Source organism: Pseudomonas sp. RIT288 (assembly GCF_000631985.1).
Taxonomy (GTDB): domain Bacteria; phylum Pseudomonadota; class Gammaproteobacteria; order Pseudomonadales; family Pseudomonadaceae; genus Aquipseudomonas.
Genome location: NZ_JFYN01000007.1, coordinates 43,887 through 58,229, shown reverse-complemented (window position 1 = coordinate 58,229; position 14,343 = coordinate 43,887). Strand labels below are relative to the sequence as shown.

11 protein-coding genes are annotated in these 14,343 nt (G+C 61.5%); 6 read left to right on the top strand and 5 right to left on the bottom strand.

Annotated features, from left to right (window positions below; all coding sequences use genetic code 11):
* Positions 1 to 18: 18 nt before the first annotated feature.
* Complete coding sequence (locus tag BW33_RS08440) at positions 19 to 930, bottom strand: LysR family transcriptional regulator (protein ID WP_047598305.1); 912 nt, start codon at positions 928 to 930, stop codon at positions 19 to 21.
* A 362-nt stretch (positions 931 to 1,292) separates the two neighbouring features.
* Between BW33_RS08440 and BW33_RS08435 the strand changes: the two genes are divergently transcribed.
* A complete protein-coding gene (locus BW33_RS08435) occupies positions 1,293 to 2,708 on the top strand; it encodes a purine-cytosine permease family protein (RefSeq protein WP_047598304.1) in 1,416 nt (471 codons plus the stop codon).
* Between the two features lie 103 nt (positions 2,709 to 2,811).
* A complete protein-coding gene (locus tag BW33_RS08430; protein WP_047598302.1) occupies positions 2,812 to 3,435 on the top strand; it encodes a glutathione S-transferase family protein in 624 nt (207 codons plus the stop codon).
* 47 nt (positions 3,436 to 3,482) lie between these two features.
* On the opposite strand, the gene ptrR is transcribed toward BW33_RS08430, so the two are convergent.
* Positions 3,483 to 4,361 (bottom strand): putrescine utilization regulator PtrR, encoded by an 879-nt coding sequence (gene ptrR / locus BW33_RS08425; protein ID WP_047598437.1) that lies wholly within the window; start codon positions 4,359 to 4,361, stop codon positions 3,483 to 3,485.
* A 103-nt stretch (positions 4,362 to 4,464) separates the two neighbouring features.
* Between ptrR and BW33_RS08420 the strand changes: the two genes are divergently transcribed.
* Complete coding sequence (locus tag BW33_RS08420; protein ID WP_047598301.1) at positions 4,465 to 5,856, top strand: aldehyde dehydrogenase family protein; 1,392 nt, start codon at positions 4,465 to 4,467, stop codon at positions 5,854 to 5,856.
* Between the two features lie 297 nt (positions 5,857 to 6,153).
* On the opposite strand, the gene BW33_RS08415 is transcribed toward BW33_RS08420, so the two are convergent.
* A complete protein-coding gene (locus BW33_RS08415) occupies positions 6,154 to 7,689 on the bottom strand; it encodes an MFS transporter (protein WP_047598300.1) in 1,536 nt (511 codons plus the stop codon).
* Between the two features lie 102 nt (positions 7,690 to 7,791).
* On the opposite strand from BW33_RS08415, the gene BW33_RS08410 reads away from it, so the two are divergent.
* The gene (locus BW33_RS08410; protein ID WP_047598298.1) at positions 7,792 to 8,688 is read left to right on the top strand and encodes a LysR family transcriptional regulator; all 897 of its coding nucleotides are present in this window, start codon (positions 7,792 to 7,794) and stop codon (positions 8,686 to 8,688) included.
* A gap of 3 nt (positions 8,689 to 8,691) precedes the next feature.
* Here BW33_RS08410 and BW33_RS08405 read toward each other — a convergent pair whose 3' ends face one another.
* Positions 8,692 to 9,861, bottom strand: a complete 1,170-nt coding sequence (locus BW33_RS08405) for a DUF1624 domain-containing protein (protein WP_047598297.1) — start codon at positions 9,859 to 9,861, stop codon at positions 8,692 to 8,694.
* 179 nt (positions 9,862 to 10,040) lie between these two features.
* Here BW33_RS08405 and BW33_RS08400 point away from each other — a divergent pair, with 179 nt between their 5' ends.
* Together BW33_RS08400 and BW33_RS08395 are read left to right on the top strand one after the other, a co-directional pair.
* A complete protein-coding gene (locus BW33_RS08400; protein WP_047598295.1) occupies positions 10,041 to 10,637 on the top strand; it encodes a paraquat-inducible protein A in 597 nt (198 codons plus the stop codon).
* Positions 10,634 to 11,323: a paraquat-inducible protein A gene (locus tag BW33_RS08395; protein WP_047598293.1), complete on the top strand. Its 690-nt coding sequence runs from the start codon at positions 10,634 to 10,636 to the stop codon at positions 11,321 to 11,323. The genes BW33_RS08400 and BW33_RS08395 overlap by 4 nt, the downstream gene beginning before the upstream one ends.
* Here BW33_RS08395 and ydiJ read toward each other — a convergent pair.
* Positions 11,256 to 14,282, bottom strand: coding sequence for a D-2-hydroxyglutarate dehydrogenase YdiJ (gene ydiJ, locus BW33_RS08390; protein WP_047598435.1), 3,027 nt, complete (start codon positions 14,280 to 14,282; stop codon positions 11,256 to 11,258). The two genes, BW33_RS08395 and ydiJ, sit on opposite strands and share 68 nt — an antisense overlap.
* Positions 14,283 to 14,343 lie beyond the last annotated feature (61 nt).

Genomic DNA, 14,343 nt, shown 5'->3' with positions numbered 1-14,343 from the left:
CGGCCTGACTGACTGCCTTCAGGCGTGCAGTCGGGCCAATTCCTCGCGGCAATGATCCACGAACAACTGCACCGGTTTGGTCAGTTGCACCCGGCGCAGCCAGGCTGCCGACAAACCCGAGCCGGTCACATTTTCCGCCAGCGGCACGCACACCACTTTCTGCCCGTCGTAGGTGTACTCGCCGAACGGCCGGGTCACCAGAATCGAAAAGCCGAACCCACGCCCGACCATGCCGCGCACCATCTCGATCGACGGTGAGCTGAAGACGATGTGCGGGGTCAGTCCGCGCTCCTCGAAAATGCTCACGAAGTAGGTGCGGCTCGGCACCACGTCGAGCAGGATCATCGGTTCCAGCACCAGATCGTGCAGCGAGACTTTCGCCTGTTGCGCAAAGCGGTGGTCGGCCGGCAGCAAGGCGTAAGGCTGCTGCGGCGGCATCAGCGAGGTGGTTTCGATGGTGCTGTCGAGGTCATGTTCGAAGAGCATCGCGACATCGATGCTGCCGGCGGTCAACGCCTGCACCAGCTCCTGCTGCTCGCCATCGCGAATGCGGATTTCCACCCCTGGCCAACGCTGCTTGAACCCGGCGATCAGGCGCGGCAGGTACAGCGGTGCGACGGTTTCGAAACAGCCGATATCGATCTGCCCGGAGACCACATCGTTGTCCGCCAGCGCGTTCTGCTCGAACTCATGCGCCACCCGCAGCAACTCCAGCGCCTTGCGATAAAACCGCGAGCCACTGGGCGTCAGTGACACGCCCTGAGCGTGATGGCGGATGAACAACTGCACGCCAAAACTTTCTTCCAGATGCTTGATCGCGGTAGAGACCGACGGCTGGGCGATATAGAGCTTGCGCGAGGCTTCGGCGACGCTGCCGCAATCAGCGGTGGTGATGAAGTATTTGAGCTGGCGCAGGTTGTAGGCAGCCATGGAAAACCTCTGCAAGTGAGACAACGCGTCTGTGGCGAAGGAGCTTGCTCGCGCTTGAGTGCGCAGCATTCACAATATCGGGGGAATGGCGCCGTTTTTGGGGCCGCTGCGCAGCCCAGCGGGAGCAAGCTCCCTCGCCACAGGAAAGGGTTGGCCTCTGAAAGTTATTGTTGTTGATCACGGCTGAACATACCGGACAGCCCCCCAACCCGCGGCATATATTTTTTAAGGTCTGAAGCAACAAACTTACTAATTTATCTATCCCGGGCCTTTGCACATGATCGCTTCAACAAGAAATGCGCCGTCCGTGTCGGCGCTTACCGAAGTACGTCCACGTACTCATCCTTGCCTTGGAGTTCGTCATGTCCACCTCTGCAACAACGTCCGCCCCGCTTATTGAAAAACACACGATAGGATACGTGCCCCCCGAAGATCGCCACGGAAAGGTCAGGGATCTGTTCACGCTGTGGTTCGGCGGCAACATCGCGCCGTTGCCCATCGTCACCGGCGCGCTGGGCGTGCAGTTGTTTCACCTGAATCTGGTCTGGGGCATCGTCGCGATTCTGGTCGGGCATCTGGTCGGCGGCGTGCTGATGGCGCTGCACTCGGCGCAAGGCCCGCAGATGGGCATTCCGCAGATGATCCAGAGCCGCGCACAGTTCGGTTCGCTCGGCGCCCTGCTGGTGGTGCTGATAGCCGGGGTCATGTACATCGGCTTTTTCGCCTCCAACATCGTGCTGGCCGGCAAGTCGCTGCACGGCGTGGTCGACAGCGTGCCGGTGCCGGTCGGCATCGTCATCGGCGCCCTCGGGTCGGGGATCATCGGCATCATCGGCTACCGCTTCATCCACGTGCTCAACCGCATCGGCACCTGGGTGCTGGGGATCGGCATCGTCGTCGGCTTCGGCTACATCTTCACCCATATTCAAACCGATGACTTCCTCACACGCGGCAGCTTCAACCTCTCCGGCTGGCTCGCCACTGTGTCGCTCGCCGCGTTATGGCAGATCGCGTTTGCCCCATACGTGTCCGATTATTCGCGTTACCTGCCGGCCGACGTCAAAGTCTCGTCGACGTTCTGGACCACGTATCTGGGTTCCGCGCTGGGCTCGAGTCTGGCGTTCATTTTCGGTGCCGTCGCCGTCCTCGCGACACCCGTGGGCATGGACACCATGGATGCGGTCAAACTCGCCACCGGCTCGATCGGGCCGCTGATGCTGGTGCTGTTCCTGCTCAGCGTGATCAGCCACAACGCCCTCAACCTGTATGGCGCGGTGCTGTCGCTGATCACCCTGGTGCAGACCTTCGCCTACCGCTGGATCCCGACCGCCAAAAGCCGTGCGGTGATCTCGATCATCGTGCTGCTGGCCTGCTGCTTCGCCGCTGTCGGCGCCTCGAAGGACTTCATCGGTCACTTCGTCGACATGGTGCTGGTGCTGCTGGTGGTCCTGGTGCCGTGGACCGCGATCAACCTCATCGACTTCTACGCCATCCACAAGGGCAAGTACGACATCCAGTCGATCTTCCAGGTCGATGGCGGCATCTACGGACGCTACAACCCGCAAGCCCTGCTGGCCTACGCGATCGGCATTGCGGTGCAGATCCCGTTCATGAACACGCCACTGTACGTCGGCCCGGTGTCGGCGCACATCAACGGCGCCGACCTGTCGTGGCTGGTCGGGCTGCTGGTGACGTCGCCGCTGTACTTCTGGCTGGCCAGTCGTGACAGCGCCTATCGGCGGCGGATGATGAGCGGGAAACTGGTGGGCAGTCTCTGAGTTTGATTCAATGTAAAAAGAAGGCCCGCCATGCGCGGGCCTTCTGCGTTGTGGTGTGGTATTTGTCGAGGTTCTCCAGGTACCCGCGAGAAAGGGAAAACTCATGCTGCGAATTCTGGGCAAGGCCTCATCGATCAACGTGCGCAAAGTGCTGTGGACCTGCGCTGAACTGCAGATCCCGTTCGAGCGAGAAGATTGGGGCTCGGGCTTCAAACCCACCGACACCCCGGAGTTCCTCGTCCTCAACCCCTGCGCGATGGTGCCGGTGATTCAGGACGGCGATTTCACGTTGTGGGAATCGAACACGATCATTCGGTATCTGGCGGGCACCTATGGCGGCGCAGACCTCTATCCCGCCGAGCCGCGAACCCGCGCGCGGGTCGATCAGTGGATCGACTGGCAGGCGTCGGAGCTGAACCGTTCGTGGTCGTATGCGTTCATGTCGCTGGTACGCAAGTCACCGGATTACCAGGACCGCGACGCGTTGGCCAACGGCGTCGAACAGTGGTCGCAGACCATGGGCATCCTCGATCAACAGTTGCAGAAGACTGGCGCCTACGTCAGTGGCGAGCAGTTTTCCCTTGCCGATATCCCCATCGGGCTGTCGGTCAATCGCTGGTTCGAAACGCCGCTCGCGCATCCGGACTATCCCGCTGTCCGGGCGTATTACGAGCATCTGAGTCAACGCGAAGGCTTCCGTCTCTATGGCAGAAACGGTACGCCGTGAAGCATGACCGTTGCGGCGTTGAAGCATGAGTGACGTCGTCGACACCGCTACTCTTCTGCACGCACCACCCCGCGTTCCTCCAGCAGACGCACGAACATGCTCAAGCTGCGCGACACCGTGCCCCGGCGCCACACCAGCCACGTCGTCAGATAGCGAAAATCCGCCGCCAGCGGCCAGACGCTGACCGTGGCGCTGCCGGGCATGCTCTGCAGCATTTTGCGTGGCATCAGCGCCAGCCCGGCCCCGGCGCTGACGCAGGCGAGCATGCCGTGATACGACTCCATTTCGAAAATCTTGCCGGGCACGGCGGCGTCGGTGCTGAACCATTTTTCGAAGTGATGACGATAGGAGCAGTTGGAGCGGAACGCGTAGATGTTCTCGCCGTTCACATCCGCCGCGCGCTGCACCGGGGCATGATTGAGCGGCGCGATGATGACCATTTCTTCCTCGAACGCCGGCACGCCTTCCAGCGCCGGGTGCAGCACCGGGCCATCGACGAACGCCGCCGCCAAGCGCCCGGAAAGTACCCCGTCGATCATCGTTCCGGACGGGCCGGTCGACAGGTCCAGATCGACCTTGGGATGCAACTGGTTGTACGCCGCCAGCAGTTCGGGAATTCGCACCGCCGCCGTGCTTTCCAGTGAGCCGAGGGGAAACGCGCCCTGCGGCTCTTCTCCCGCGACGGTGGCCCGCGCTTCCTGCACCAGATCGAGAATGCGCCGCGCGTATTCGAGAAAACTCCAGCCAGCCGGTGACAGACGCAGACGGCTTTTCTCGCGAATGAACAGGTCGACGCCCAAGTCCTGCTCCAATTGCTTGATCCGCGTGGTCAGGTTCGATGGCACGCGATGAATCTGCGCTGCGGCAGCGCTGATGCTGCCGTGCTCGGCGACGGCTTTGAAGATTTCCAGCTGCACCAGATCCACAGTCATTCTCCAATCGTGAAAGAAACGATCTTTATTATTCAGTTTCCAGAAAACAAACGCCACCCTACTCTAGGCCCATCCACTGAACTCGCAGGAGCCAGCCATGAGCCAGATTTCCAGCCAGACCCAAGCCATCTCGATCAACCCCGCCACCGGCGAACAGATCGGTCACTACGCCTTTGAATCCGCCGAAGCCCTCGACGCCGCGCTGACCCGCGCCGCATTCGGTTTCTCGAAATGGAAACGCAAGCCGCTGCAGGATCGCTCCCGCGCCCTGACCGCCCTCGCCGGCGCCCTGCGCGAAACCGCCGAAGCCATGGCGACCATGATCACTCTGGAAATGGGCAAGCCGATCGCCCAGGCCCGTGGCGAAATCGAGAAATGCGCCAGGCTCTGCGAGTGGTACGCCGAAAACGGCCCGGCCATGCTCGACGCCGAACCGACTCAGGTAGAAGGCGGCAAGGCCCGCATCGAGTACCGACCACTCGGCCCGATTCTCGCGGTGATGCCGTGGAACTTCCCGATCTGGCAAGTGCTGCGCGGTGCCGTTCCAGCGCTGATCGCCGGCAACACTTACGTGCTCAAACATGCGCCAAACGTGATGGGCAGCGCCTACCTGCTGCGCGACGCCTTTAAACGCGCCGGTTTTGCTGACGGCGTGTTTGAAGTGATCAACGTCACCCCGGAAGGCGTTTCGACTGCCATCGCCGACCCGCGCATTGCCGCCGTGACCCTGACCGGCAGCGTCCGTGCCGGTATGGCCATCGGTGCTCATGCCGGTGCGGCGCTGAAGAAATGCGTGCTGGAGTTGGGCGGTTCCGACCCGTTCATCGTGCTTAATGATGCTGATCTCGACGAAGCCGTGCAGGCTGCCGTCATTGGCCGCTACCAGAACTCCGGCCAGGTTTGCGCCGCGGCCAAGCGCCTGATCATCGAAGAAGGTGTGGTCGAGGAATTTACCCGCAAATTCGTCGAGGCCACGCGCAAGTTGAAAGTCGGTGATCCGCTGTCCGCCGACACCTACATCGGCCCGATGGCACGTTTCGACCTGCGGGACGAACTCGATCAGCAAGTGCGTGACACCCTCGAAGAAGGCGCCACCCTGCTGCTCGGCGGTGGCAAGACCGAAGGCCAGGGCAACTACTACGAGCCGACCGTGCTGGCCGATGTCACCGACCGCATGACCTCGTTCAAACAGGAACTGTTCGGCCCGGTGGCGTCGATCATCACCGCCCGCGATTGCGCCCACGCCGTGGCCCTGGCCAACGACAGCGACTTCGGCCTGACCGCGACGATCTACACCGCCAACGTCGCACTGGCCCAGCAACTGACCAGCGAACTGGACACCGGTGGCGTATTCATCAACGGCTACTCCGCCAGCGATCCGCGTGTGACCTTCGGCGGTGTGAAGAAAAGCGGTTTCGGTCGCGAGTTGTCGCACTTCGGCGTACGTGAGTTCTGCAATGCGCAAACGGTGTGGCTGGATCGCAAATAACCCGGGACAACATCGTCCCTGTAGGAGCTGGGCACGCTGCGATCTTTTGATTTTTGAAGATCAGGATCAAAAGATCGCAGCCTCGTTTCACTCGACAGCTCCTACAGAGTGTTATGCCGCGAGTTGTCGCACTTCGGCGTGCGTGAGTGCTGCAATGCGCAAACGGTGTGGCTGGATCGTAAATAACCTGGGACAACATCGTCCCTGTAGGAGCTGCGGCACGCTGCGATCTTTTGATTTTTCAGATCAGGATCAAAAGATCGCAGCCTCGTTTTACTCGACAGCTCCTACAGGGTTTTACGTCGTTTGTTGTTGCGTTTCGGTGATCTTGCGCTCTTTGCTCAACAGCCCGAGCACCACCGCCGCCGAGGCCAGGGTAATCAGCGTAAGGATATGCAGCAGGTACTGAAACGCCGAGGCATAACCCTGCACCAGACGCTCTTTGGCCAACCCAGGAAGCGTGTCGAGCGCATGCGCCATGTCCCCCGTGGTGACCCGGTGCGCGGTCTCGGCAATCAACGCCGCATCGACACTGCCTGCCACTGCACCCGTCAGATCGGTATGCAGCAGCGAAGTCAGCACGGCGGCCACCACCGCCAGCGCAATGCCCTCACCCGCCACTCGCACGGTATTGAAGATTCCCGCCGCCATCCCCGCGCGCTCCTTCGGCACGACGCTGACCGACAGGCCATCCATCAAGCCCCACGGCAAACCGGCGCCAATCCCGATCAACAGCATCGCAATGACCAAGGCGGATTTTGGCTCGCCGACGTTGTACAGGCTCAACTCGTGCAAGCCCAATGCAGCGATCAGAAAACCGACCCCCGACAAGATCCCCGCCGAGACAAACCGGGTCAGCGACGCCGCCAGCATCGGCACCACCAGCATGGGTGCCGACAGCGCCAGTAACAGCAGGCCGGCGTCAATTTCGCTCAAGCCTTCCACGCCGATAAAGCGCAATGGCAACATCACCACCAGCACGATGTAGCAAAAACAGGTGCCGATCGGCAGCATCTGGACGCCGATGAAGCGTGGAAAACGGAACAGGGACAGATCGAGCATCGGATGTTTGACGCGCCTTTCGATCATCACGAACAACCCCAGCAACAATGCCGAAGCGCCCAGCAGACCGACCACCAGCGGGCTGCCCCAACCGCTTTCCGGCGCCTGAATCACGCCGAAGGTGAACAGCGCCAGCATCGCACTGAAGGTGATCGTGCCCGGCCAATCCAGCCCCGTGGCATCCGGGTTGCGACTTTCGTGCATGCGGGGCAGGCCGAAGATCATGGCGAGCACGCCGATCAGCGCGGTGAAGAGGAAAATCGCCCGCCAGTTGAACGCCTCGATCAACGCGCCGGCCAGCAACGGCCCAAAAGCCAGACCAATGCCGAATGTGGTGCCGAGTACGCTGTATGCACGGGTCCGCGCATGGCCTTCGAATTCCTGCGCCAACGACGCTGAACCGCTGGCCAACGCCGCAGCACCGGCCACGCCCTGCACTGCACGCAACCCATCCAGCCAGTACACCGACGGTGCCAGGCTCTGCGCAATCGATGCAGCGGTGAACAGCAACATGCCGAAGCTGAACAGGCGTTTACGCCCATAGACATCGGCCAACGCGCCCGCCGCCATCAGCAAACTGCCGAACGACAACATGAACGCGTTGGTGATCCAGGTCAGGGCAACGGGACTGCCGCCCAGATCACGGCCAATGGCGGGCGTCGCCACCGCGCCACCGGTAAAACTCAAGGGCAGTACCAGTGCCGACAGGCACACGGCCGCGAGGATCAGCAGCTTGTCACGCGCGCCTTGCTGCTGAGCGACAGTTGTCATGAATTCATCCTTTAAAGAAATTGCGAGGCTGGGACTTTAAAGGCGTGCTACTGATGTGATAATCCCAGCAATTTTGCATGACTTTGTGAAAGGTATTCACAGATGAAATCACCCTCAGCAGCAGATCTTTCAGTATTTCTCTGTACGGCGCAGCACCTGAATTTCAGCAAGGCCGCCGTCGAACTTGGCCTCACGCCCTCAGCCCTGAGCCATTCGGTAAAGGCTTTGGAGAATCGCCTCGGTGTACGCCTGTTCAATCGCACCACCCGCAGCGTGGCGTTGACCGAGGCCGGTGAGCGCCTGTACGCGCGCCTGAAACCGGCGTTCCGCGACATTGACGACGCACTGGAAGACCTCAACCATTTTCGCGACAAACCCACCGGCAACCTGCGTATCACCTGCGGACGCCAGGCGTGCGAACTGGTATTGCTGCCGATTGCCAGCGAGTTCTTGCAGACGTATCCGGACATTCGCATGGAGGTGGTCGAAAGCGAAGCATTGCTGGATATCGTCGCTGGCGGATTTGATGCAGGCGTGCGCTTTGGCGATCGATTGGAGGCCGACATGGTCTCGCTGCCGATTGGCCCGGCGATGCGTTCGGTGGTGGTCGCTTCGCCGGCATTCCTTGAACGCCATCCTGCGCCGCAAAAACCCGAAGATCTGCACGATTTGCCCTGCCTGCGCCACCGTTACCCCAGTGGCACACTGTATCGCTGGGAATTCGAACGCGATGGCATTGCCCAGGAAATCGAGGTCAACGGCCCGCTGACCCTGGGCGACGTCAGCTTGATGGTCGGCCCTGCACTGCAAGGCCTGGGATTGGCGTATGTGTTCGATGACATGGTCAGCGAACACCTGGCATCGGGGCGTCTGATTCAGCTGTTGGCCGACTGGTGCCCTTACTATCCGGGCCTGCATCTGTACTACCCGAGCCGGCGCCACGTACCGGCGCCGCTCAAGGCTTTTATCGACTTCGCGCGCGAGCGCAGTGGTCACTAGGGCTTACAGATACTTCAGCCAGGCGATGTCGCGACGCCGCGATTTCAGCGCGGAAAACCAGCGCACCGCCGGATACAGTGCCACCGCCAACAGCAGCGACACCAGCCAGATTGCCGCTACTGAATCGAAGCCGAAATAGCTACCGTGGTTAAGACCGAACAGCGCCACGGCAATCAGATACAGCACCTTCAGCACGTACAGGTGCAGCAGATAAAAGAACATCGGCGCCGAACCGAAGACCGTCAACCAGCGAATCCAGCGGCGCGTCTGCAGCCGTTCGAACACCAGCAACAACAGCAATCCGATGCTCACCGTCAGGGTGATGAACAGCAGCGACGGCGGGTACTTGGTGATGTTGAAAAACGCCATCAGCGTTTGCACGGTCGTGTCTTCAACCGCCCAAGGTTTTTCGCCATAAGCGTTGAGCAGTCGCAGCCCGACGAAGCCCAGCAGTCCGGCAACACCGCCCAGCAAAAGGCTCTGCTGACGGCTACCGGCATCGGCCGCGCGGGCAAACCACGGGCCCAGCGCATAACCCAGACCGATCACGCCGATCCACGGCAACAGCGGATACGAAGTGCGCAAACGCAGACTGTCACCGACGTCGATCCAGCCCCGATCATGCAGGATCGCCCATGGCACATGCAGTGCCGACTCCGGCGCAAAATGCAGCCCGTCCAGCAGGTTATGCCCGGCAATGATCGCCAGGCTCAGCGTCAGCAGCAGCCAGCGCGGCAACCAGACCAGCAGCGACAAGGCGATCATGCTCAAGCCAATCGCCCAGATCACCTGCAGATAGATCACGCTCGGCGGCAACTGAAACGTCCACGCAAAGTTGACCAAGGTGAATTCCAGCACCACCAGAAACAGTCCACGCTTGAACAGGAAGGCACTGACATCGGCCTTGCCCGCGTACTTCTCGCCAAACAGCCACGCGGACAATCCCGTCAGCAACACGAACACCGGTGCGCACAGGTGCGCCAGGGTGCGACTGAAAAACAACGCCGGCTCGGTGTTGGCGATGTCCATCGGGTCGGACACCTGACGGTGCAGCAGAAACGTCTCGCGCACGTGATCCAGCAACATGAACAGGATCACCAGACCTCTTAACGCATCAATGGACAGCAGGCGGCCGGTCGGCGGCGGGTTGGAACGGGCACACGTAATCGTCATGGACATTTCGCCATCGAGTCAATAAATCGGGGTCGCAACTGCACGTCCCGCCAAAAATTGGCGTTACTCTATAACATAAAAAGTCGATTCCCAAGCCAAACGACATTTGCCCAATCACGGCAGGCTTCTATAGTGATCAGGCGCCCCTTGCCCTTTGCGCCTGCTGTCGAGCGTTGCCCATGACCTCATCCGAACACCTGATCATCTGCGAGCACTGCGATTGCGTGTACGAAAAAGTCGTGCTCGGCAAACACCAGAAAACCTTCTGCGTGCGGTGCGGCGGCGTGCTGCAGCGCTACAACGGCTTGACCGTTGAGCAGCGGCTGGCCTTGAGTTTCACCGCCGCCATGCTGTGGCTGTTCGCCAATTTCTACCCGGTGATGAGTATCAGCATGAAGGGTTTGAAGAACAGCGCGACGCTGTGGGATTCGGTGCTGGCGCTGAGTCAGGGGCCGATCACCTTCATGGCGATGGTCGCGGCGATTTCGATCATCATCGCCCCGGCGTTTCAACTGGTGCTGTTGATCTGGGTGCTGAGTTTCGCCCTGTCATCGCGCCGGGCGCCGGGCTTCAAGCTGTGCATGCGCTGGCTGGAAACCCTGCGTCCGTGGAGCATGCTCGAAGTGTGTCTGCTGGGGGCGATGGTCGCAGTGTTCAAACTGGCCGGGCTGCTCGATGTGCTGCCCGGTATCGGCCTGTTTGCCCTGGCGGTGCTGAGCCTGATGATGATCCGCATTGCCGGCCGCGACATTCGTGATCTGTGGGACATTCCATGAAGCGACCCGCGACCGCCAGCGAACTGAATCTGTGCCTGTGTCATAGCTGCGGGCTGGCCTGTGACATGACCGACGAGCCACACGAATGCCCGCGCTGCGACGCGCCGCTGCATCGGCGCAAGACCAATTCCCTGACGCGCACCTGGGCCTATCTGTTCGCCGCGCTGGCGTTTTACGTGCCGGCCAATCTGCTGCCGGTGATGAACACGGTGATGCTCGGCAACGGTGCCGACAGCACGATCATGAGCGGCGTGCTGGAGTTCTGGGAGGGCGGCGCGTGGGACATCGCGCTGATCATTTTCATCGCCAGCATCGCGGTGCCGGGGATCAAATTCGTCGCCCTGTCGCTGCTGCTGATCACCGTGCAGCGGGGCAGCGACTGGGCGCGCCGTGAGCGTTCGAAGCTGTTCCGTTTCGTCGAGCTGATCGGCTACTGGTCGATGCTCGACGTGCTGGTGGTCGCACTGGTCGCGGCGCTGGTGAAGTTCCAGGCGCTGGGCGATATCGAACCACGCCCGGGCATCCTGTTTTTCGGCATGGTGGTGGTGTTCACCATGCTCTCGGCGATGAGTTTCGACCCACGGCTGATCTGGGACAACGCCCCGGACGACGAACCGCTCAGCGACGTACCACCTCAAGCAGCACCTGCAACGGATGGCGCAGCGCCCGATCCGACTGGCGCTTGACCTGACTGCGGCACGAATAACCGGTGGCCAGTGCTTCGCCCTGCTCCGCCGGTGCCTCGACTTGCCGCGCCCACGATTGCTCGTAGATCGCCGCCGAGGTTTCGCGGTTGCGCGCCTCATGGCCGTAGGTGCCGGACATGCCGCAGCAACCGGTGGCCTGCGTCGCCAGTTTCAACCCGGCCCGTTCGAACACTTGCTCCCACTGGCGGGTGGCGGCCGGCGCGTTGGTTTTCTCGGTGCAATGCGCCAGAAGGCGGAATGACTGTGGCGCGTCGGCAGCGGCTTGCTCCGGCATCACCTTGAGCAACCATTCCTGCACCAGCGCGACTTCCGGGCAGTGATCCATGCCGGGCACTTTCAGGTATTCCTGGCGATAGACCAGCGTCATCGCCGGATCCAGCCCCAGCAGCGGTACGCCAACGTCCGCCAGCTCGCGCAGTTGCCGGGCATTGTGCAATGCCGCGCGATTGAACGCCGAGAGGAAGCCCTGCACATGCAGCGGCTTGCCGTTGGCACTGAATGGCGCCAGATACACCTGATAGCCCAGTCGCGAAATCAGCTCCAGCAGATCCGCCAGCAGCGGCGCTTCGAAGTAACGAGTGAAGGCATCCTGCACCAGCACCACGCTACGCTCGCGCTGGGCCGGGGTCAGCGCCGACAGATTGGTGACCGTTGCTGGCTGCACCTTCCAGCGGCGCATCGCGGCGTGGAAATCGAAGCGGCTGAGCAACGGCACATCGACCATGCCACCGAGACGCTCCAACTGTTTGCGCACAAATGTTGCGCCCATCAAACCGTTGTACAGCGCCGGAATCCGCGCCATGTACGGAATGCTGTACTCCAGCGAAGCAATCAGATAATCCCGCGCCGGGCGCAGATAACGGCTGTGATACAGCTCCAGAAACCGCGAACGGAATTCCGGCACGTTGACCTTGACCGGGCACTGCCCCGCGCAGGACTTGCACGCCAGGCAACCGGCCATGGCGTCATACACCTCATGGGAAAAATCCGCGCTCTGCCCACGGCTGTTGCGCCAGCGCGTCCACAGGTTGCGGGAAAACGCCGGACGACGGATCGCATCGGACAGCACATCCACCCCCGCCTCGCCCTGCAACCGCAGCCATTCGCGGATCAACGAGGCGCGGCCCTTGGGCGATTGCGCACGCTCACGGGTGGCCTTCCACGACGGGCACATGGCGTCGTCGGGATCGAAGTTGTAGCAGGCGCCGTTGCCGTTGCAATGCAGGGCCGCGCCGTAGCTTTGCCAGACCTTTTCGTCGATCTGCCGATCAAGTTCGCCACGCAGGGTCACTTCGTCGATCTTCAACAGTTGCGCATCGGTATTGGCCGGAGTGGCGATCTTGCCCGGGTTGAACTGATTGAACGGGTCGAACGCAGCTTTCAGCGCTTGCAACGCCGGGTACAGCTCACCGAAAAATGCCGGCGCGTATTCCGAGCGCAGGCCTTTGCCATGTTCGCCCCATAACAGACCGCCGTAGCGCTGGGTCAGCGCGGCAACACCGTCAGACACCGGACGCACCAGCGCCGCTTGCTGCGGATCCTTCATGTCGAGAATCGGCCGTACGTGCAACACGCCGGCATCGACGTGGCCGAACATGCCGTACTGCAAACCGTGGCTGTCGAGCAGTTCGCGCAGTTCGGCGATGTACTCGGCCAGGTGCTGCGGCGGCACCGCGGTGTCTTCGACAAACGGCTGCGGCCGCGCTTCGCCGGCAACGTTGCCGAGCAGGCCCACTGCGCGTTTGCGCATGCCATAGACCTTGTTCACCGCCGCTTGGCCGACCGCCAGCGTATGACCAAGGCGTTCGACGGTGGTGTCGCTGCTCAAGTGTTCGAGGAAGGCCTGGACCCGGCGTTGCAGATCTTCAGGATCGTCACCGCAGAACTCCACCAGGTTGATCCCCAGTGTCGGGCGCGCGGCGCTTTCCGGGAAGTACTCGGCGACGCCGTGCCAGACGATGTCCTGCATCGCCAGCAACAACACCTTGGAATCCACGGTTTCAATCGACAGTGGCTTGAGCGCCATCAGCGCCCGGGCATCACGCAACGCATCCATGAACCCGGCGTAGCGAATGTTCACCAGCATCGTATGCTTGGGGATCGGCAGCACGTTTAGCTTCGCCTCCACCACAAACCCCAGCGAGCCTTCCGCGCCGCAGAGCACGCTGTTGAGGTTGAAACGATTGTCCGCCTCGCGCAGGTGCGCCAGGTCGTAGCCGGTCAGGCAGCGGTTGAGGTCAGGGAACCGTTGTTTGATCAACTCGCCCTGCTCATCAATGATCTGCCGCGCACAGCGATAGACTTCACCCACCCGATCTTCACGGGCACACAGCGCTGTCAGATCTTCTTCCGCCAGTGCTGCGCCGTGCAGGCGTTCGCCGCCGCGCAGGACCATGTCGAGTTCGAGCACGTGGTCGCGGGTCTTGCCGTAGGTGCAACTGCCCTGACCGCTGGCGTCGGTGTTGATCATGCCGCCGACGGTGGCGCGGTTGGAGGTCGACAGTTCCGGGGCGAAAAACAGCCCGGCGGATTTCAGTGCGGCGTTGAGCTGATCCTTCACTACCCCGGCCTGCACCCGCACCCAGCGCTGCTCGACGTTGATTTCCAGAATGCGGTTCATGTGCCGCGACAGGTCGACGACGATGCCGTCGGACAGCGACTGGCCGTTGGTGCCGGTGCCGCCGCCACGTGGAGTGATCACCACTTGCTGATAAGCCGGCTCGGCGATCAGCCGTGCGACCCGCGCCACATCCTCCGCATCCATTGGAAACACCGCTGCTTGCGGCAGACGCTGATAGATCGAGTTGTCGGTGGCGAGCACCACCCGACTGGCGTAATCGGCACTGATCTCGCCACGAAACCCACTGGCTTTCAGGGCTTTGAGGAACTGCTGGTAATCGGCGGTCAATGCGGTGGCGGGCGACAGCTGGGCAATCATCGGTGAGGAAATCTCGGTCAAAATCGGGCCGTGTGGCGGTGAACAGTTGTGCGCAATGAAT

What these genes read in the sequence shown, in the direction of transcription:
- BW33_RS08435 (WP_047598304.1), top strand. Translation starts at nt 1,293, where the DNA reads ATGTCCACCTCTGCAACAACGTCCGCCCCGCTTATTGAAAAACACACG.
- BW33_RS08430 (WP_047598302.1), top strand. Translation starts at nt 2,812, where the DNA reads ATGCTGCGAATTCTGGGCAAGGCCTCATCGATCAACGTGCGCAAAGTG.
- ydiJ (WP_047598435.1), bottom strand. Translation starts at nt 14,282, where the DNA reads ATGATTGCCCAGCTGTCGCCCGCCACCGCATTGACCGCCGATTACCAG.
- BW33_RS08395 (WP_047598293.1), top strand. Translation starts at nt 10,634, where the DNA reads ATGAAGCGACCCGCGACCGCCAGCGAACTGAATCTGTGCCTGTGTCAT.
- BW33_RS08400 (WP_047598295.1), top strand. Translation starts at nt 10,041, where the DNA reads ATGACCTCATCCGAACACCTGATCATCTGCGAGCACTGCGATTGCGTG.
- BW33_RS08420 (WP_047598301.1), top strand. Translation starts at nt 4,465, where the DNA reads ATGAGCCAGATTTCCAGCCAGACCCAAGCCATCTCGATCAACCCCGCC.
- BW33_RS08440 (WP_047598305.1), bottom strand. Translation starts at nt 930, where the DNA reads ATGGCTGCCTACAACCTGCGCCAGCTCAAATACTTCATCACCACCGCT.
- BW33_RS08410 (WP_047598298.1), top strand. Translation starts at nt 7,792, where the DNA reads ATGAAATCACCCTCAGCAGCAGATCTTTCAGTATTTCTCTGTACGGCG.
- BW33_RS08405 (WP_047598297.1), bottom strand. Translation starts at nt 9,861, where the DNA reads ATGACGATTACGTGTGCCCGTTCCAACCCGCCGCCGACCGGCCGCCTG.
- BW33_RS08415 (WP_047598300.1), bottom strand. Translation starts at nt 7,689, where the DNA reads ATGACAACTGTCGCTCAGCAGCAAGGCGCGCGTGACAAGCTGCTGATC.